This is a genomic window from Sporosarcina sp. A2, from assembly GCF_050858885.1.
Lineage (GTDB): Bacteria > Bacillota > Bacilli > Bacillales_A > Planococcaceae > Sporosarcina.
Window position 1 is genome coordinate 3038510 of sequence record NZ_CP193898.1, and the last position, 18519, is coordinate 3057028.

At 42.8% G+C, this 18519-nt stretch carries 19 protein-coding genes and 1 pseudogene; 1 reads left to right on the top strand and 19 read right to left on the bottom strand.

Features of this window, described 5'->3' with window-relative positions; translation table 11 throughout:
- Position 1: 1 nt before the first annotated feature.
- The 19 genes and pseudogenes from ACRPI0_RS15460 to rpsF all read right to left on the bottom strand — a co-directional run bounded on the left by ACRPI0_RS15460 (position 2) and on the right by rpsF (position 17702).
- Positions 2 to 664, bottom strand: a complete 663-nt coding sequence (locus ACRPI0_RS15460; RefSeq protein WP_432355985.1) for a methionine ABC transporter permease — start codon at positions 662 to 664, stop codon at positions 2 to 4.
- On the bottom strand, positions 657 to 1409 hold the full coding sequence (locus tag ACRPI0_RS15465) for a methionine ABC transporter ATP-binding protein (RefSeq protein WP_432353663.1): 753 nt from the start codon (positions 1407 to 1409) through the stop codon (positions 657 to 659). Before ACRPI0_RS15465 ends, ACRPI0_RS15460 begins: the two co-directional genes overlap by 8 nt.
- 147 nt (positions 1410 to 1556) lie before the next feature.
- Complete coding sequence (locus ACRPI0_RS15470; protein ID WP_432353664.1) at positions 1557 to 2066, bottom strand: DUF1456 family protein; 510 nt, start codon at positions 2064 to 2066, stop codon at positions 1557 to 1559.
- A gap of 69 nt (positions 2067 to 2135) precedes the next feature.
- Positions 2136 to 2615, bottom strand: coding sequence for a 23S rRNA (pseudouridine(1915)-N(3))-methyltransferase RlmH (rlmH, locus tag ACRPI0_RS15475; RefSeq protein WP_432353665.1), 480 nt, complete (start codon positions 2613 to 2615; stop codon positions 2136 to 2138).
- Positions 2616 to 2694: 79 nt separating this feature from the next.
- Positions 2695 to 2859 (bottom strand): CxxH/CxxC protein, encoded by a 165-nt coding sequence (locus ACRPI0_RS15480; protein ID WP_432353667.1) that lies wholly within the window; start codon positions 2857 to 2859, stop codon positions 2695 to 2697.
- A 166-nt stretch (positions 2860 to 3025) separates the two neighbouring features.
- On the bottom strand, positions 3026 to 4306 hold the full coding sequence (locus ACRPI0_RS15485) for a S1C family serine protease (RefSeq protein WP_432353668.1): 1281 nt from the start codon (positions 4304 to 4306) through the stop codon (positions 3026 to 3028).
- Positions 4307 to 4478: 172 nt separating this feature from the next.
- Positions 4479 to 5267: an MBL fold metallo-hydrolase gene (locus ACRPI0_RS15490; RefSeq protein WP_432353669.1), complete on the bottom strand. Its 789-nt coding sequence runs from the start codon at positions 5265 to 5267 to the stop codon at positions 4479 to 4481.
- A gap of 12 nt (positions 5268 to 5279) precedes the next feature.
- On the bottom strand, positions 5280 to 6098 hold the full coding sequence (locus ACRPI0_RS15495; RefSeq protein WP_432353670.1) for a two-component system regulatory protein YycI: 819 nt from the start codon (positions 6096 to 6098) through the stop codon (positions 5280 to 5282).
- Positions 6085 to 7419, bottom strand: coding sequence for a YycH family regulatory protein (locus ACRPI0_RS15500; RefSeq protein ID WP_432353672.1), 1335 nt, complete (start codon positions 7417 to 7419; stop codon positions 6085 to 6087). Before ACRPI0_RS15500 ends, ACRPI0_RS15495 begins: the two co-directional genes overlap by 14 nt.
- A gap of 71 nt (positions 7420 to 7490) precedes the next feature.
- A pseudogene (walK, locus tag ACRPI0_RS15505) lies at positions 7491 to 9245 on the bottom strand (cell wall metabolism sensor histidine kinase WalK); the annotation flags it as partial.
- A gap of 4 nt (positions 9246 to 9249) precedes the next feature.
- A complete protein-coding gene (gene yycF, locus ACRPI0_RS15510) occupies positions 9250 to 9960 on the bottom strand; it encodes a response regulator YycF (RefSeq protein WP_432353673.1) in 711 nt (236 codons plus the stop codon).
- 255 nt (positions 9961 to 10215) lie between these two features.
- Positions 10216 to 11505 carry an adenylosuccinate synthase gene (locus ACRPI0_RS15515; protein ID WP_432353674.1) on the bottom strand — a complete coding sequence of 430 codons (1290 nt, stop codon included), beginning with the start codon at positions 11503 to 11505 and terminating at the stop codon, positions 10216 to 10218.
- A 124-nt stretch (positions 11506 to 11629) separates the two neighbouring features.
- Complete coding sequence (gene dnaB / locus ACRPI0_RS15520) at positions 11630 to 12985, bottom strand: replicative DNA helicase (protein ID WP_432353676.1); 1356 nt, start codon at positions 12983 to 12985, stop codon at positions 11630 to 11632.
- Positions 12986 to 13000: 15 nt separating this feature from the next.
- Positions 13001 to 13447, bottom strand: coding sequence for a 50S ribosomal protein L9 (rplI, locus tag ACRPI0_RS15525; RefSeq protein ID WP_432353678.1), 447 nt, complete (start codon positions 13445 to 13447; stop codon positions 13001 to 13003).
- A 2-nt stretch (positions 13448 to 13449) separates the two neighbouring features.
- A complete protein-coding gene (locus ACRPI0_RS15530) occupies positions 13450 to 15420 on the bottom strand; it encodes a DHH family phosphoesterase (protein WP_432353680.1) in 1971 nt (656 codons plus the stop codon).
- 12 nt (positions 15421 to 15432) lie between these two features.
- Positions 15433 to 16371, bottom strand: coding sequence for a YybS family protein (locus ACRPI0_RS15535; protein WP_432353681.1), 939 nt, complete (start codon positions 16369 to 16371; stop codon positions 15433 to 15435).
- 196 nt (positions 16372 to 16567) lie between these two features.
- Positions 16568 to 16804 carry a 30S ribosomal protein S18 gene (rpsR, locus tag ACRPI0_RS15540; RefSeq protein ID WP_191691937.1) on the bottom strand — a complete coding sequence of 79 codons (237 nt, stop codon included), beginning with the start codon at positions 16802 to 16804 and terminating at the stop codon, positions 16568 to 16570.
- A 42-nt stretch (positions 16805 to 16846) separates the two neighbouring features.
- Entirely contained in the window at positions 16847 to 17368 is a 522-nt protein-coding gene (gene ssb, locus ACRPI0_RS15545; protein ID WP_432353682.1) for a single-stranded DNA-binding protein, read from the bottom strand.
- Between the two features lie 46 nt (positions 17369 to 17414).
- Positions 17415 to 17702, bottom strand: a complete 288-nt coding sequence (rpsF, locus tag ACRPI0_RS15550) for a 30S ribosomal protein S6 (RefSeq protein ID WP_432353683.1) — start codon at positions 17700 to 17702, stop codon at positions 17415 to 17417.
- A 180-nt stretch (positions 17703 to 17882) separates the two neighbouring features.
- Here rpsF and ACRPI0_RS15555 point away from each other — a divergent pair, with 180 nt between their 5' ends.
- Positions 17883 to 18461, top strand: coding sequence for a DUF3267 domain-containing protein (locus ACRPI0_RS15555; RefSeq protein WP_432353684.1), 579 nt, complete (start codon positions 17883 to 17885; stop codon positions 18459 to 18461).
- Positions 18462 to 18519 lie beyond the last annotated feature (58 nt).

An 18519-nucleotide genomic window follows, 5' to 3' on the forward strand; every position in this document is an offset into this window, starting at 1 on the left:
TTTATCGTTTGTCCATCCATCTCGATACAGACGTTCCTGTAAATTGGATGAGTTGTACGAAGATGATCATAATCACAATCATATAGATCATCAAATCCGTCTTAAATTGTTGATAGCCATACCGAATCGCAAAATCCCCGATTCCCCCGCCTCCGACGACGCCCATTATTGTCGAATAGGAAATGAAACTGATGATAGACGTCGTGAGTCCGAGCACAAGTCCTGAACGGGCTTCTACATAAAGAAATTTGAAGATGAGTTCTTTTACGGACGCGCCCATTGAAACGGCTGCTTCCAGAACACCTTTAGGAACATCCAATAACGCTTGTTCCACTAATCGTGAATAATGAGCAATGGCAATAATCGATAGCGGCACGGTTGCAGCCGCAGTACCGATTGCCGTTCCAATCAGCAGTCTCGTGAAAGGAATTAAAAAGACGACTAACAAGAGAAATGGAAAAGAGCGGACCACATTCACGAATAAGTTGACGACTGAATAGATGAAGTTGTTTTGAAACACCTGTCCTTTACGACATAGGAAGAGAATAGTCCCGACAGGAAGACCTACCAAAACAGCAGCGACGATGGATACACCCACCATGATGAATGTCTCTGCAATGGCTTGCCAAATTTCTGCTTGATATTGAACGAGTACTTCAGGCATCCCAATCACCATCACCATCTCTGATGAGCTGCTTCACAAAGTGATCCGCTGTACTTTCCGTTGCTTGAATCCCTTTTGGTGTGAGGGTCAATGAGTTATGGACTGTTCCATCCGTCAAGACCGTTACCTGATTACAGATACTTTTGATGACGTCCATTTCATGACTCACCAAGACAATGGTGACCCCAAGTCGTTGGTTGATATCTTGTAACACCGATAGAATTCCAGCAGTTGTGTGAGGGTCAAGGGACGAAGTGGGTTCATCGCACAGCAACACATGTGGATGATTCGCAAGCGCTCTGGCAATCGCAACGCGCTGCTTTTGTCCACCACTCAGTTGCGCTGGATACTTGTCCAGAAAGCGTTCCAATCCAACAAACTGCAAACATTCCACCGCCCGTGTTCTGCGTTCACCTTTTGGATAGCTTGCAAGTTCTAGCGCAACCACTACATTCTCGTAAACAGTTTTATTGGCCACTAGATTGAATTGCTGAAAGATCATCCCGATCGATTTACGTGCCTGTCGTAGATTTTTGTGGCTCAGCGCGGTTAGCTTTTCACCGTTCACTTCCACATCGCCTGAATCAGGAACTTCCAATAGATTGATAAGACGCAGTAACGTCGATTTCCCCGCTCCACTCGCACCAATGACGCCATGGATATCACCTTGAGCGATTGAGAGAGAAATGGATTGAATGACTGGAACTTCGTCAAAACTTTTGCTGACATTTGTAACTTGAATCACTGTGGATCCCCTCTCTCATGTTGAAAGGTGGCTGCAACCTTCATGATTATAGCGTATCGTGTATGCGCTGTCATACTTTCTGCTAGGTAACTAGAAAAGGTAGGCCCCGATAACGAATCGGAGCCTACCTTTTCTTTGTGAAGATTATTATGGACGATATTGGAACGCTAATCCTTTTAGGAAGTTTCTAGCATATCGATCGCCGCATTCTTTATAGTTACGATGTCCTTCTTTTCGAAGAACAGCGCTCAATTCACTTTTCGATACAGTGATCCCAGCTTCATTTAAGATTTCAATCATTTCTTCGCTAGTTAGGGAGAGCGCAATTTTCATCTTCTTGAGCAAAATATTATTCATGTTTCGATTGTCGGCCGTCATTAAAAATTGATTTTTGACCGTCTCTGGAGTTTCCTCTTGTGGCCCTCTTTTTAAGATCACACACCCGTTTAAAAATGACTCTAACGTCGTGTTGTCGATCATTTTACTATACTCTTCGTCTGACGCCTCGCCATCCGTACTGCTTTTTGATTTCGACATCATGTCATGTACTTCTGCCTTTGTGGTTTCAATTCCACCAAGTGCAAAAATCTCAACCATTTCAGCATCTTTTATATCCAGTGCATATCGTAGTCTAGTTAATATATCGTTTTGATTCATAATGTTCACCTTACCCTTTTCTTGTTAGTTCCGTATTTAGTAGTATAGCTCTTTTTGGGTTGTGATGTGTTACTTATGATACGGTTCATTCCTCATAATCCGGAATCCACGATACACTTGCTCCAATAAGATCAACTTCATCAACTGATGGGGGAACGTCATTTTCGAAAATGATAGCAGCTCATCCGCTCGCTTGTAGACATCTGCATGCAATCCGAGTGATCCCCCGATGACAAAAGTGATTTTACTTTTGCCGTATGTCATTAATGACTGGAGGTCAGCTGCGAGTTGTTCAGAGGTTTTTTGTTTCCCTTCGATTGCGAGCGCAATGACGTGTGCGTCTGGGGAAATTTTTGCGAGAATACGATCTGCTTCTTTTTTCTTCACGATTTCCATGTCCGCTTCACTCAGTTGCTCAGGCGCTTTTTCATCCGCCACTTCGATTAGTTCAATCTTTGCATATGCGCCGAGACGCTTAGCATATTCTTCGATTCCCATTTTTAAGTACTTCTCTTTCAATTTTCCTACAGTCACAATTGTAATATTCACAGCGTTGTCCACCTTTTTTGAAAAGTTATACACGGAAGTTATGCACATATCCACAGATACCTCTAGATGTTGTGTCCGATTATGTGTTCGTCACAAGATACACAGCAAGCAACTCACAATAGTCGCACGTTGTGGATAACTCGTTATCATTTTTTATTGTTTCCATATTCGGAAATGTTTCTTCTTTTGCTACAAATTCGTCAAGTGCCCGGTTTATATGGGTTTCACAACTGTTAATTTTCACAATTTTCACCTCTTTATCAATTTTACTTCTCAACATAGTTATGCACAAATTTTCTGTTTTATCCACAAACATAGAATTGTTGATAAAAAAAGCAGACACAATAGCTGTTTTTCTGCTATCGTGCCTGCTGTGGATAACTAATTGGTTTCTTTAATGCACATGTGTATTAGAATGAGTTACCGTCTTTCAGTACCATGTCAATTGTGACAGGCTTTCCTTCACGATACACTTTCATCGTCATGCTGTCGCCGACTTTCTTTTCGTTATACAAATGCTTTCGCAGCGTCACCATGTCTTCAATTGGTTCTCCATCCATTTCTACAATTGTATCATATTTTTGAACACCTGCGGTTTGCGCTGGTGTATTACGGAAGACTTCTGTTACCACAACACCGTTTTTCACGTTATCTGGTAACTGCAATACACTTTGCTGCTGCACTGGAATGTTACGTAGATCGAGGAGTGATACGCCCATGGTTGGACGATTCACTTCACCCGTCTCCTCCAACTGCTTAATGACAGGTAAAGCTAAGTTAATAGGAATTGCAAGACCGATTCCTTCAACCGTTGCTTCTGTAATCTTCATGGAATTAATGCCAATCAGTTGACCCGCCATATTGATGAGCGCTCCACCTGAGTTGCCTGGATTAATTGCTGCATCGGTTTGAAGGACGTCCGCTTGCCAATCGATGCTTCCATCTTGGTCAATATCGATTGGAATGGAACGATCTTTACCTGAAACAACACCCACTGTTACGGAACCAGAGAAACCAAGACCTAGCGGATTTCCGATTGCGATGACCGTTTCTCCTCGTTTCAAAGCATCCGAGTCTCCGAATTCTATTGTCGACTTAATGTCCTTACCGTCAATTTCAACAACAGCAAGATCTGTCCAAACGTCACTGCCAATCAATTTACCTTCAATCTTCGTACCATCGTCAAGTGTTATTTCAAGTTCTTCTGCATCCTCGACAACATGGTGATTGGTAACAATATACGCTTTTCCGTTTTCCTTTTTATAAAGAACACCAGAACCCGTTCCAATCGCTTGCGGTGTCTCAGACTGTGACCAAAAATCCTGACCCCGTTGTAAATTAGTGATTCCAACTACAGCATCTGTCGAATTCTCAACAACTCCGGTTAAATCACTATTAATATCAACACTCACTTGCTCTGAATTGCTGGAGTCTTGTACAGTTCCCGTGACTGGCTTTTCATCTGATCCACCTATCGTAAACATGAGCAACCAGACGAGTAGCCCTCCTAGTATGGCACCAAACAGTGCAGGGAAAAAGCTACCTCTTCGTTTTGGTGGTTCAGGTGGCGGTGGTGTTCTGTTTGTGACTTCTTCCTGTGGCACTGCATAACGCTCTGCTCGTGTTGGTTCGTTTAGCGGATCTGATGGCCGCGGTTGTTCTTCTTCTCGATCTCGATTGTAATCATCCATGGCGCTCGTCCTTTCGATTCAATTCTCTCCTTACACTTTACCCCATTCTAATAAATTTAAAAGAAATATGAAAACTTATATGAAAAAGACGAGTAATGGGAGTGAATCGTCCCACTTTAGAAGATATAGTGAATTAAAAAACCGTATCGCCTATAGCGATACGGTTTCATCTTTAAACAGTAATCAATGCGGTTGGCTCTTCTGCATCCGTATCATGAAGATGCACAAACTCTCCAGCGATGACACCACATGTTTGTAATGTTTGTTCGACACTCATACGTGCTAAGTCTTTCATGTTGTTATCCCGACTTAAGTGAGACAAATAGATCTGCGTCTCTTTCTGCTCGATGACATCACTCATCGCAATTGCTGCGTCTTCGTTGGACACGTGGCCGACATCACTTAATATACGACGCTTAATACTCCATGGATAGCGCCCCATCTGAAGCATGCCAACATCGTGATTCGATTCAAACACAAATGAGTCCGCACTCTTTATAATACCTTTCATCCGATCACTTACGTATCCGGTATCAGTAATGATGGCGAGTTTGCGATCATTTTCATGAAATACGTAAAACATTGGATCAACAGAGTCATGAGAAACAGCAAAAGATTCGATTGAAATTGATCCGAAAGAATGGACGGTTTCCATATCGAACTGGAATTGTTGCTCCAGTGCAATTGCACCAACTAAGCCATCCATTGCTTGCCATGTCTTCTGGTTCGCATAAATCGGAACTCCGTGCTTTCTCGCTAGAACTCCCACACCTTTAATGTGATCACTATGTTCATGGGTAACGAATATTGCTTTGACATTTTTCATCGAGCGACCAATCTTCGCAAGTTGTGCTTCGATTCGTTTTGCCGTTAAACCCGCGTCCACAAGATATGCGCCTAAGTCGTTTTCTATATAAACTGAGTTACCAGTGCTTCCACTGGCAAGTATACTGAATCGCATTGCAAAAACTCCTTATTCAGATTGCTCTTTGTCTTCATTACTATCACTATCGATCTGGAACTCAATGACTTTTCCATCATTAGCATTGAGGAAGTGATGCTCCGTTTCCCCACTCTCCAATTTTACTTGAACATCCCAGGTAGGTGCAAATACTTGAGTTTCTGTTAAACGGACGAGTGTGGAATATCCCATTTTAACCGATGTCACTTCTGAATTTTGTTTCAACAAACCTCGTGAAGCGAGCGATCCGATAATTTCGAGCGGTGACAGTAAATCCTTCTTATTGAAATTCGTAAAGTCTCGTAACATACGTTGTTCATACGACTGGATCCGCCCGGATTCATCCCAAGTGACGACAAGCATCGTGCTAGGGCTGTAATAAATCGGACGTCCATCGAACTGTTGGAAGAAGAATGCTTTGTTCTGTTCTTCAGCTACATCCCAAAGTGTATACTCACTACCGTTCAACACATACTGGGACAGAAAAGTTTTAAAATCATCTTTTTGCGTCTCTTCGAATGTGAGTTTGTCTGTTAGGGTGGACTCCAATAGATTATCACTTGTAATCGCAATACGTTGACCCTTTAAATCCTTAAGTGACTCTTTGTTAAAGTCAACGATATCTGCAGAAACATAGGATGCTTCCTTATCGACAAAAGGAGGCAGCTTATAGGTAATATTCTCTGACTTCAGCACATCTTCCACTGAAGTCGTCCCCATTACTTCTAAGTTTTCAATGTTCGCATTCCGATTCACATACATCCAATACAAACAAATATTTAATATCGAAAAAACAATGATAAAGATTGTTTTTGTCTTACTCCAATCCAAGAAGGCCGCCTCCCTTCCGATTTAGTTCCTCTTCGTACACTTCCCAATTCCCTTTGACGTAGTAGAACCAATGAGGCACGAATTTCATAATACCGACCTCTGTGTCATGTATGAGTAAGTATCCTGGTTTGATTTCCTCAATTGCTGTGAAATCGAGGTCGCCCGACTCTTCCAGTTGCCGCGCCACCTCCGTTGCAGGGGGTAATGTGACTTCATAGCTTTTTATAGGGGCGTTCAGTGTGAAATAAGGTCGACTGTAACTGAAGACACGATTATCTCCGAGAACTTGTGTAATATCAGATCCATTCGCCACATCACTGAAGACGGGAAGCCCATTGTCATGTAATTGAAATTTAATATAGCGTGATACTGGATTCATGTACGAATACCTATAATCATCCGTCCAACCGCTATGTTCATTTACAAAATCGATTGTCGTTGTCATCAGTTCTGAAGGAATCGACAGTTCCTGACTATCAGGTGGATACACGAAATTCAATACTTTCGTTTTTGTATTCACGTTCATCCTTGCAATTCCGTCTCCATACTCTTCGGTGTTGGTCCCGACAAGATTTCTTCTGACCGCATTCGGGTCATTGAATAACGCATCTTTAAACAAAGAAGGGTTAATTTCTTCTTCAATATACGTGGAGTTTACAACGGTAATTGGCTCACTGGAAATAGCTAATGTACGGAAGTCATTCACGCGAACCTCTTTAAATTGCGATAACTTCTTTCCACGGTCAATGATCGACTTCTGGAAACGTTGTGTATCTTCCATTTTCACTTTAGCTTTATAATGCGTCTTACTGATGGTACTGACGAAGTGAACTTCAGGCAAACTGTCCTCAGGATTCCAATTAACAATAAGGCGATTGAACAGGACCTCTGAGACATTCTTATCTTCAATTTCAAGAACGTCATCATATACAGAAACCGGAACCTCACCTGGATAATAGAGAACATACTGATTACGACTTGTCAGTAAGTCGTTGAGCTCATCTGCTGTTAACTCTTGGTTGACCGCGGTTAGTCCAAATACTTTCCAGCGCATCATCTCATCTAAAACTGGTTTAATCACATTTGAATCTGTTGTCCCGAATAGCTCTTCTTCATCAAATTTAAATACCCATTTGTAGGGAAGAACGATTTCGGATACGGGTTTCTTATTTGGGATACTTGTAATCGAACCATCTACTGACTGATTCGGATCGATTGGAGCAAGCTTTGGTGCGTACGACCAAATGGAGAATGTGAACGTAATGCTTATCACAACTAGAAGAAGCAGGACGACTGATTTGATTGTCTCAATGTGTCTCACACATCCCACTCCCCTTCATCGTTTTGTTCATAAGGCAGTGTGAAGAAGATGGAAGTACCTTCCCCTTCAACACTATGCGCCCAAATCTTGCCGCCATGTGCAGAAATCATTTCCTTTGCGATAGCTAGCCCTAAACCTGTTCCACCCATTGCCCGTGACCGAGCTTTGTCTGAACGGAAGAAGCGATCAAAGATCCGATTCACGTTCGCAGCAGGAATTCCGAGTCCTTCATCTGAAATACTGACTCGTAGAGAATCTTCTAGTACAGCGACGTTAAATCGAACAATGCCACCGTCTGGTGAATACTTTAATGCATTCGAAATTATATTATCAATTACTTGCGTCAGTTTGTCGGTGTCAATTTCAACGAACAAGTCCACAGGCGGTATGATTCTTCGGAAGCTGACTTCTTGTGATTTAGAAAACTCGAAACGATCAATAATCGAATTGAAGAACGTGTTGAAATCTACCCATTCTGTATTAAGCTCATATTCGTTACTGTCCATTCTTGAGAGTTTCAGCAAGTCATTCACGAGGCGAATCATTCGTTCCGTTTCCGTTTGTGTGACGTTCAAGAAAGCTGGTGCAATGTCTTCGTTTCTCCATGCACCATCAGCTAAGGCTTCCAGGTAACTACGCATTGTCGTAAGTGGTGTTCGAAGTTCATGTGAAACGTTGGAAACAAATTCTCGACGTTCCATATCGATTTTTTCTTGCTCTGTATTGTCGTGTAAAACAATAATGAGCCCATTTACAAACCCCGTTTCACGCTGTGTCACGGAAAACGTTGCGCGTAAAATAGACGGCTCATCTTCTGTACTGAAATCGAGTGGAATCGATTCTCGCATCTCAATGAGATCTTCAAACGAGTATTCTTTCTCGATTCCGAGAATCGTATTGATTGGACGATTCAGTACAAGGTCACTCGTCATTCTTAACATGCTTAGTGCGGAATCATTAATGAGACTGACTCGCCCTTTACGGTCTGTTGAAATAACACCGTCCGTCATGTTCTCAAGGACAGAAGCTAATTTTCTTCTTTCGGCTTCAGTAGTCGATTGCGACTCTAATAACTGATTGGTTAGATGGTTGAATGCAATTGCTAACTGGCCCATTTCATCATTTCCGTATACACGGACTTTCCGTGAGTAGTTACCTTTCGCCATCGCTTGCGCTTGTCGTCGCATATCTGAGATCGGTCGTGTGAATGTCTGTGCGATAAAAATCCCAATGATGATCGTGATCGTGAGCGAGACTGCTGCGGCTCCGGCGAGAATCCGGTTGATTTCATCAATCTGCTTAAATACTTTTTCGATGTTGGACTCCACATAGAGCGCACCAATGACTTCACTGCCGTTCATAATCGGAGATGTACGTTTCAAGACCCTGTTCCCTGTTTTTTTATTGAAGTATATGACTGGAGGTGAAGTTTGAGATACGATGGCTCTTTTTACTACGTCATCCGTAGACTTTTGACCGACCATCGTTTTCTGATGATCGAGTACAGACGAAGCTAGAATACGGTATTTAGAGTCAATGACACGCACTTCATTGATGTCTTCTGAACTAAAACCTGAAAGGACGGTCCGCAAACTCGTTTCGAGTGAGGGATCGTCCGAGGATCGTTCTTTTAGCATCTCTTCACGCACACTAAATTCAACTAGGTTAATCCGATCTTTGATAGAGTTTGTAAAGTTGCCTTTAAGAGTTTGTTCCAACTCGCGAGAGAAATACAGACCGATAATCTGCAATGCGAGGAGTATGAGCATGACATAAATCAGGACAAACTTAACATGAATGGAATTGAAGATCCCCACTTTTCTCATTCGGTTACTCCTGTTCCGGATCTCGCAAGTAATAACCAACGCCGCGACGTGTCACAATCCATGTTGGGTGACTTGGTGTGTCTTCGATTTTTTCTCGAAGTCTTCGAATCGTTACATCTACTGTACGAACGTCACCAAAGTAATCGTAGCCCCAAACTGTTTGCAATAAGTGCTCACGTGTCATCACTTGTCCAATATGATTAGATAAGTAATGTAGAAGTTCAAATTCACGATGAGTAAGTTCAATTGTTACTCCACGCTTTTGTGCAAGGTACGCATCAGGCTGGATTACAAGTGCTCCGACAGTAATATGATTTGTTGTTTCTTCTGCTTCATCAGCTGAAGTCTTTTGATGACGACGCAAGTTAGCTTTCACTCGAGCAATTAGCTCACGTGTTCCGAATGGCTTCGTCACATAATCATCTGCGCCCAACTCCAAACCGAGTACTTTATCGATTTCCGAGTCTTTAGCTGTCAACATGATGATTGGAAAGTCATACTTCTTACGTACTTCGCGACATACTTCCATACCGTCCTGTTTTGGCAACATGATATCGAGCAACATAATATCTGGCTGTACCTCTTCTACTTTCGCTAATGCTTCGTCTCCATCATATGCTGTGAAAACAGTAAAGCCTTCTTTTTTAAGATTGAATTCTAATATATCCGCAATGGGTTTCTCGTCATCTACTACGAGTATTGTTTTGTTTTGCATGGAATCTACCCTTTCTGGCCGAGTCGGCACATTTACTTGGTATCCTTTAACTCTACCATTCTTCACGTGTTTTCGCACGTTCCAATCGTTTCAAAACCGCTGTGCGAAGAGGGTATAAGTTACATTTTCCCACTAGTCCATATTTATTTCCCGGGGAATATTTCCCGCATTTTGTCGAAATTTCCCGTATAGAAAAAACGCTTCCCAAGACTCCGCTTAGTAGCAGGAATCGAGGGAGCGTTTTATAAGAATTACTTATGCACGCCAAACGCTTTTGATAACGTTTGTTTGTGTACGGTCTGGTCCTACTGAGAAGATGGAAATCGTTACATCTGTCAGTTGAGAAATGCGCTCTAAGTAGTGACGTGCATTTTCCGGAAGCTCATCAAGTGATTTACACTTAGTGATATCTTCCGTCCAGCCTGGAAGCTCTTCATAAATAGGTGTGCACTCAGCAAGCATACGTAAGTTTGCAGGGTACTCAGTGATTGTTTTACCTTTGTATTCATAAGCAGTACAAATTTTAACTGTATCTAGTCCTGTCAATACGTCGATTGAGTTCACAGATAGATCCGTCAAACCACTGACGCGACGTGCGTGACGAATGACTACGCTATCGAACCAACCGATACGACGTGGACGACCTGTTGTTGTTCCAAATTCTTTACCGACAATACGGATTTTATCGCCAATTTCGTCAAATAGCTCAGTTGGGAATGGACCGTCACCTACGCGAGATGTGTACGCTTTACATACCCCTACAACGTGGTCGATCTTAGTTGGTCCAACACCAGAACCGATTGTTACTCCACCAGCAACTGGGTTAGATGAAGTTACAAATGGATAAGTTCCTTGGTCGATATCGAGCATGACACCTTGAGCACCTTCGAAAAGAACTCTACGGGCTTGGTCAAGAGCATCATTCAACACTTTAGATGTATCTGTTACGTACTTCGCAAGTTCTTGTCCGTAGCCATAATACTCTTCTAAAATGTCTTCAATCTTAAATCCTTCTGTATCGTACATTTTTTCAAATAGACGATTCTTCTCTTTCAAGTTCATGCGCAACTTTGTCTCGAATACTTCAAAATCAAGCAAATCTGCCATACGAATTCCGATTCGTGCAGCCTTGTCCATATAAGCAGGACCGATTCCTTTACCCGTTGTTCCAATCTTGTTTTCCCCACGGCTCTCTTCTTCCACCATATCTTGTTTCAAATGGTATGGCAGAATGACGTGTGCACGGTTAGAAATACGCAAGTTATCCGTATGGACGCCCCGGTCTTGAAGGCCTTTCAATTCGCCGACGAGTGCTTTCGGATCGACAACCATGCCGTTCCCGATAACAGACGTCTTCTCTTTATAAAAAATGCCGGATGGCACGAGGTGAAGTTTATAAGTTTCCCCGCCGAAAATAATCGTATGACCCGCATTGTTCCCGCCTTGGTAACGTGCGATTACTTCTGCATTTTCTGAAAGGAAATCTGTAATCTTTCCCTTTCCTTCGTCTCCCCACTGTGTTCCAACAACTACTACTGATGGCATTATCAGCACCTCCGCTGGATGCATAAGCATCCTCATTCAAACAGCTATTATTGTACCAAGTTTCATGGACTGCGTCAAGAAAAAACACGAACGTTGGAGAACTACTATTCTCCTACATTCGTGTTTAAGCACCGAAGGACGCATGTTGTGACCAATCGATATTCAAGAACTTGTTGTATTCCTTTGCGAATGCTAACGTGACCGTTCCTGTCGGGCCGTTACGCTGTTTCGCAATAATAATTTCAATCATATTTTGGTTTTCAGTTTCTTTATCGTAATAATCTTCCCGGTATAAGAACGAAACGATATCGGCATCTTGCTCAATACTTCCTGACTCTCGTAGGTCGGACATCATCGGCCGCTTGTCTTGTCGTTGTTCAACGCCACGAGACAGCTGGGAAAGAGCAATTACAGGAACCTTCAACTCACGCGCGAGGGCCTTCAACGAACGGGAGATCTCCGATACTTCTTGTTGTCGGTTTTCCCCGCCAGATCGACCGCTTCCCATAATGAGCTGCAAATAGTCGATCATAATCATTCCGAGACCATGCTCTTGCTGAAGACGTCGACACTTAGAACGAATTTCATTAATACGGATACCTGGAGAATCGTCAATGAAGATTCCAGCATTGGACAGACTGCCCATCGCCATCGTCAGCTTGCGCCAGTCTTCTGCTTCCAAGTTCCCCGTTCGAAGTACAGAGGCATCGATATTTCCCTCTGCACACAACATACGCATGACGAGCTGCTCAGCACCCATCTCTAGACTAAAAATCGCGACGTTTTCATCTGTCTTGGTTGCAACGTTTTGTGCAACGTTCAATGCAAATGCCGTCTTACCCACAGAAGGACGGGCGGCAACGATTATCAAGTCGTTTGGTTGGAACCCAGCAGTAATCTTATCGAGATCTGCAAACCCGGTAGGAACGCCTGTGACGTCTCCTTTACGTGTATGCAAAATTTCAATATTATCGTACGTATCTACGAGTACGTCCTTGATATGACGGAAGTCACCTGCATTTTTGCGATTCGCAACTTCCATCATTTTTTTTTCTGCTTCAGACAGGAGTGCTTCCACTTCGTCTTCGCGCGTATAACCGTCTTCTACGATTGTCGTGGCTACTCGGATTAGTCGTCTAAGTAATGACTTCTCTTCAACAATACGCGCATAGTGTTCGATATTCGCAGCCGTTGGTACGGAGTTTGCTATCTCCATTAAATAAGAGAGCCCTCCGACGTCTTCTAGTTCCTTCTTTGCAGACAGTTCCTCGGTGACAGTGACCACATCGATCGCTTGACCCTTATCACTTAAGCTTATCATCGTAAGAAAAATCTTGTGATGCGCAGTCCGGTAGAAATCCTCAGGTATCAAGATTTCAGCCGCTGTAATTAGCGCTTGTGGTTCTAAGAAAATTGCACCAATTACGGACTGCTCCGCTTCGTTATTATGAGGGGGTATACGATCTATCATTTGATCCATCAGTCTATCTCCTTATCATTCTTCCGTTACGTGAACCTTCATTACAGCGTTCACGTCATGATGCAGTTTCACTGGTACGTTAGTATAACCAAGTGCTCGAATCGCTTCAGGCAAATCCATCTTACGCTTATCAAGTTTAATCCCGTGCTGCTTCTCTAGAGCTGATGCAATTTGCTTCGATGTGACAGATCCGAATAATCGGCCATCTTCACCGGACTTAGCAGTCAATTCGACCGTCAACTCTTCAATGTTAGCTTTTAGCTTTTTCGCATCTTCTAACTCGCCTGCTGCATCTTTCGCTTCACGGTTCTTTTGACCTTCCAATTTGCTGAGTGCTGCTGGCGTTGCTTCAACAGCTACATTGTTCTTAAGTAGGAAGTTTTGAGCGTATCCAACGGAAACCTCTTTTACATCACCTTTTTTGCCTTTGCCTTTAACGTCTTGTAGAAAAATAACTTTCATGTTCATTCTCCCCTTTCTTGATCATCCAAAATTACTTGTTTTAATTGGGACTCAGCCAGTTCTACTGAATCCACTGTAAGTTGTGTGGCAGCGTTTGTTAAATGCCCCCCGCCACCAAGCTGTTCCATCACTCGCTGTACGTTTAGTTCGCCAAGTGAACGGGCACTAATACCAATCTTACCATCTGAACGTGGTGCAATGACAAACGAGGCTGAAACGCCTTGCATCGTCAGTAAAATATCGGCAGTTTGCGCAATAAGTACAGAATTGTATGGTTCTCCATTATCGCCTTTCGCAATAGCAATACCGCCATCCATGATTTCCACGGTCTCAATAAGCTTGGAGCGCTCTACGTACGTTTCAATATTCTCTTTTAACAGACGTTGTACGAGTATCGTATCCGCACCATTCGTACGCAGATACGAAGCTGCTTCAAATGTACGAGAACCTGTTCGTAACGTAAAGCTTTTCGTGTCTACAACAATTCCTGCAAGCATCGCTGTTGACTCTAACATCGTCAACTTTTCGTTTTTCGGTTGATACTCAATTAGTTCCGTAACGAGCTCTGCTGTAGAAGACGCGTAGGGTTCCATATAAACAAGCATCGTATTTTGTACAAACTCCTCGCCTCGACGGTGGTGATCGATGACAACCAATTTCTCAGCCTTATCAATCACGCGTTCATCAATGACCATACTTGGCTTGTGTGTATCGACAATAACTACGAGGGACCTGTCTGTCATTTTCGCTAGCACTTCATCTGGATGAATGAAATGCTCGTACAAATCCGGATCTTGTTCAATCTCGTCAATCAAACGATGGACGCTCGCATCAAGTTCGTCGAAGTTCACGACAACGTATCCTGGAACGTTATTCATACGCGCCATTTTGCGAACGCCTATTGCAGCACCTATTGCATCCATGTCGGGCATCTTGTGGCCCATGACAAAGATTTGATCACTTCCTTGGATTAAATCACGGAGAGCATGTGAAATAACACGCGCACGCACTCGTGTACGTTTCTCAACAGGGTTCGTTTTACCACCGAAGAATTTCAGTTTACCATCTGATCGCTTAATGGCTACTTGGTCGCCTCCGCGTCCAAGTACCAAGTCCAGACTAGACTGCGCTAACTCTCCTAATTCGGTCAACGAAGGAGATCCCGCTCCAACACCTATACTCAATGTAAGACCATTACTTTGTTTTGCAGTCTTCTCACGAACATCATCTAAAATTGCAAACTTGCTCTTTTCTAATTCATTGAGCATTGATTCATTGAAAACTGCTAGGAAGCGATCGGATGCAACTCGTTTTACGAAAATCCCATTGTCCGTCCCCCAACTATTGATAAGAGATGTGACTAGAGAGTTCAGCTGACTTCTAGTTTGGTCGTCCATTGTCTGTGCGAGTTCGTCATAGTTATCGACGAGTAAGATACCAATGACAGTTCGATCTGCATAATACAAAGACTCGATCGCTCGTTTTTTCGTAACATCGAATAAGTAAATTAATCGATCTGCCGGCTTATAGGTCAGTCGGAAGGAACGTTCTCCAACAGTCAACGTCAAGTCTTCAGGTACATCGTCTTTTAAGAAGGATCTGAATTGTTCTGATAGTTCAAAAAGTTCTTCGCCAATCAACGAATCTTCTGCAAATATTTTTGCAGCATAAGGGTTGGCCCATTCAATCACTTGCTTATCATTGAGCAAAATAATTCCGATAGGCAACTCTAGAAGTGCTTCTTCTCCAACCTTTTTCATTCGATAAGACATAGTTTCAATATGTTTTTCCGTGTCTACGTATGTTTGTTCTTCGATTTTCCAAGAAGATCCAATCAGTGCGAAAAAGATCACCGTATAAACCAGACCTACCCAAAAACTAAGCATAAACAAGAATATTGCCGCTAGGACGCCCAGGAGTGAGACGGCAGCAAGCGGATAACGAATCGCTCTCTTTCTAAAAAAAGAAGTCATTGCCTCATCCTCCTAGTTCACCTTGTCTTTTCCTATCCAAGCCCGAATATTAATGGCCGTGTCCAGTGTTCCAAGCAGTATCGTCATCGGATTCAACATCACTGCAAATACGGTAGCAAGCACAGTGATGAAACGTGGTAATTTCCGTTCATGTAAAAAGAAGTAAATCAATGAGAGTCCTTGTAGTAAGAAGGCAAATCTCAAAATGACCATCGCATTAATGTAGATCAGATAGCCAGTTGAAGTTGTGTCAGTTCCCATTAGGAACGAAGACAAAATAACAACTGCATAAATGACAATTGTCATAAACGGTAATTTCATTTCTCTGAACGGTGGGAACTTCTGAACTTTTGTTCCTACCCGTCCAGCGGTATAGAAATTTGCAGCTACAAATAAGTACCCCGATAGAAGTGAACCTAATATAACCATGGCAGGTATTGTAGATCGATAATATAAAAACGTATCCGCAATGATTTTTTCATAGTCTTTTGGAAGTGTTCCGAGTTGTGACAAGTACCCAGTCATTTTTTGTTGGGCATCTTGGAATGTGTCCATCATGACATCTATTGCATTGAATTCAAAAAGTAGAACACCACCTACATAGGTAGCTACCATTGAAATAAGAACAGTCATCCCGACTGCCATCACCGTGTAGAACTTCGATTTCGTTGCTTCAATACACTCACCCATGACAAAACCTATAAGAACGAGTGAAATTGCAGCGGGTATCGAAAGTAGGCCACCTAATAATGAAGAAATGAAAATAGCCGCTACAGCGACGAGTAGACTTGCGCTACGATCATAGCTAAGTCGATACAGTAAGATCGGAAGCGGGATAAAAAATAGCGAAATACTGCCTAGTAGCGGTATATAAAGACTCACCGCAAACAGGACTGCAAACAGTGCAATCATCATCGCTCCGTATGTCAGTTTTCGTGCATTGTCTTGCATATAGGGATTCCTCCGGTTCGTCATACATCATCCGTGTGTAAAGCTCTATCTATTTCACCCAGATGTCCTCCTCTGATTGTATCACGATTAGAGGATAGACACCAAAGCCATACAGCTGTTCCCTGTAATTTTACTGGGAATAAAAAAGTCACCTTGAACCCCAGGTTAACCCGGAATGACAAGGTGACTCGTATAATTATCTTTCTTCTGCTACGAATGGTAGAAGTGCCATGATACGTGCGCGTTTGATAGCTGAAGTCAGTTTACGCTGATACTTCGCGCTAGTTCCAGTTACGCGACGTGGCAAGATTTTCCCGCGCTCAGAAACAAATTTCTTGAGCAGGTCTGCATCTTTATAGTCGATGTGTGTAATGTTGTTAGACGTGAAATAACATACTTTCCGGCGTCTTTTTCCTCCACGACGTGGTGCCATAATCGTTTCTCCTCCTTTTTATCCGCATGAGTAAAATCCGGATCAGAACGGCAAGTCGTCATCCGATACTTCGATTGGACCGCCACCTGATTGAAATGGATCTTCATCAGTACGTGTATAGTTTTGCTGGTTAGGCTGATAAGTCGGCTGATTCTGTTGCTGATTCTGATTATACGGACGGTCAGTCTGTTGGTTTCCGTATGCAGGTGCGCTACCTTGTGAGCTAGAGCGTTCAGAGTTCGCATTACGGGGTTCCAAGAATTGAACACTATCTGCCACAACTTCCGTCATGAAGACGCGCTTGCCATCTTGTCCTTCGAAATTACTCGTCTGAATACGTCCATCTACACCAGCTAGACTTCCTTTACGTAAGAAATTCGCAGTGTTTTCCGCCTGTTTTCTCCAAGCTACACAGTTAATGAAATCAGCTTCACGTTCGCCAGACTGACTTGAGAACGGTCTGTTCACTGCCAATGTAAAGCGAGTGACGGCAATTCCACCTTGTGTATATTTGAGTTCAGGATCCTTTGTCAATCGGCCGACCAATACGACACGGTTAATCATCAGAGTTCAGCCTCCCTCATCGTTTTTTTGCGTTAAATTTTATGGATTATGCGTCTAGACGGACAGCCATATGACGAAGGATACCTTCGTTGATGTTCGCAAGACGTGTAAATTCGTTGATTGCTTCTGTCTCTGCGTTAAGAGTTACTAGTTGGTAGAAACCTTCACGCAAATCGTCGATTTCGTATGCAAGACGGCGCTTGCCCCACTCTTTCGACTCGATGATCTCCGCACCGTTAGAAGTCAAGACTCCGTCGAAACGTTCGATCAATGCTTTTTTCGCCTCATCTTCAAGACTTGGGCGAATAATGTACATAATTTCATACTTTCTCATCTGTAGTCACCTCCTTATGGACTTGGGCCCTGCTGCATGCAGCGGGCAAGGAGTAAGTAAAATTGTTTTACTCACATCAATACATACTATCATAGGTCAAGTCGTAATTCAAGCATCTATCCTGTATAGTAAAGAAAAAGTCTGCACATCCAATTGATGTTAGTAAAGAGAGGTGTTTTAATGATCGCTTCTAATGAACCCGCACATATTGTTGACTTAGATTTACAGAAGGTAGCAAAAAAAGGACTCTGGATTACTTTATGGGTCACAGTTGGTTTATTCGCACTCGATTGTCTCATCCAACTTCTGATTCATCAAACACTTACGTTTTCTTTTTCACTATGGAAGTTTCCTGCTGTGATTGGTGGCTATATAGTTCTAATTGTCATACATGAATTATTTCATTTACTTGGATTCCGTGTTTTCGCAGGTGTTCCTTGGAGAAAAATGATTGTTGGCATGAACTTAAAACTTGGAATCGCTTATGCAACGACGGATGAGTGGATGACTAACGAAGCCATTCGAAAAGCGTTATTACTTCCATTTTGGACGACCGGTGTACTCCCTGCAGTTATCGGTTTATATCTATCAAGTGGTGTATGGTTATTGCTTGGCGGATTACTGATCGGAGGGGCTGTGGGAGATTTCGTTATGTACAAGGAACTTCGACGCTTTCCCGACGAGTGGCTCGTCAAGGATGATCCCGAGCGTCCCAGACTGTATTTGCATGTGCCGCTTAACTCAAACGAACCGCGTTAAGCGAACTTGTTTATCCCTATATTAAAAGCAAGGCTTTGAGGTATCCCTCGTAAGCCTT

What these genes read in the sequence shown, in the direction of transcription:
- ACRPI0_RS15530 (WP_432353680.1), bottom strand. Translation starts at nt 15,420, where the DNA reads ATGACTTCTTTTTTTAGAAAGAGAGCGATTCGTTATCCGCTTGCTGCC.
- dnaB (WP_432353676.1), bottom strand. Translation starts at nt 12,985, where the DNA reads ATGGATCAAATGATAGATCGTATACCCCCTCATAATAACGAAGCGGAG.
- ACRPI0_RS15485 (WP_432353668.1), bottom strand. Translation starts at nt 4,306, where the DNA reads ATGGATGATTACAATCGAGATCGAGAAGAAGAACAACCGCGGCCATCA.
- ACRPI0_RS15535 (WP_432353681.1), bottom strand. Translation starts at nt 16,371, where the DNA reads ATGCAAGACAATGCACGAAAACTGACATACGGAGCGATGATGATTGCA.
- yycF (WP_432353673.1), bottom strand. Translation starts at nt 9,960, where the DNA reads ATGCAAAACAAAACAATACTCGTAGTAGATGACGAGAAACCCATTGCG.
- ACRPI0_RS15460 (WP_432355985.1), bottom strand. Translation starts at nt 664, where the DNA reads ATGCCTGAAGTACTCGTTCAATATCAAGCAGAAATTTGGCAAGCCATT.
- ACRPI0_RS15470 (WP_432353664.1), bottom strand. Translation starts at nt 2,066, where the DNA reads ATGAATCAAAACGATATATTAACTAGACTACGATATGCACTGGATATA.
- ACRPI0_RS15490 (WP_432353669.1), bottom strand. Translation starts at nt 5,267, where the DNA reads ATGCGATTCAGTATACTTGCCAGTGGAAGCACTGGTAACTCAGTTTAT.
- ssb (WP_432353682.1), bottom strand. Translation starts at nt 17,368, where the DNA reads ATGATTAACCGTGTCGTATTGGTCGGCCGATTGACAAAGGATCCTGAA.
- ACRPI0_RS15515 (WP_432353674.1), bottom strand. Translation starts at nt 11,505, where the DNA reads ATGCCATCAGTAGTAGTTGTTGGAACACAGTGGGGAGACGAAGGAAAG.
- rplI (WP_432353678.1), bottom strand. Translation starts at nt 13,447, where the DNA reads ATGAAAGTTATTTTTCTACAAGACGTTAAAGGCAAAGGCAAAAAAGGT.
- ACRPI0_RS15555 (WP_432353684.1), top strand. Translation starts at nt 17,883, where the DNA reads ATGATCGCTTCTAATGAACCCGCACATATTGTTGACTTAGATTTACAG.
- rpsR (WP_191691937.1), bottom strand. Translation starts at nt 16,804, where the DNA reads ATGGCACCACGTCGTGGAGGAAAAAGACGCCGGAAAGTATGTTATTTC.
- rpsF (WP_432353683.1), bottom strand. Translation starts at nt 17,702, where the DNA reads ATGAGAAAGTATGAAATTATGTACATTATTCGCCCAAGTCTTGAAGAT.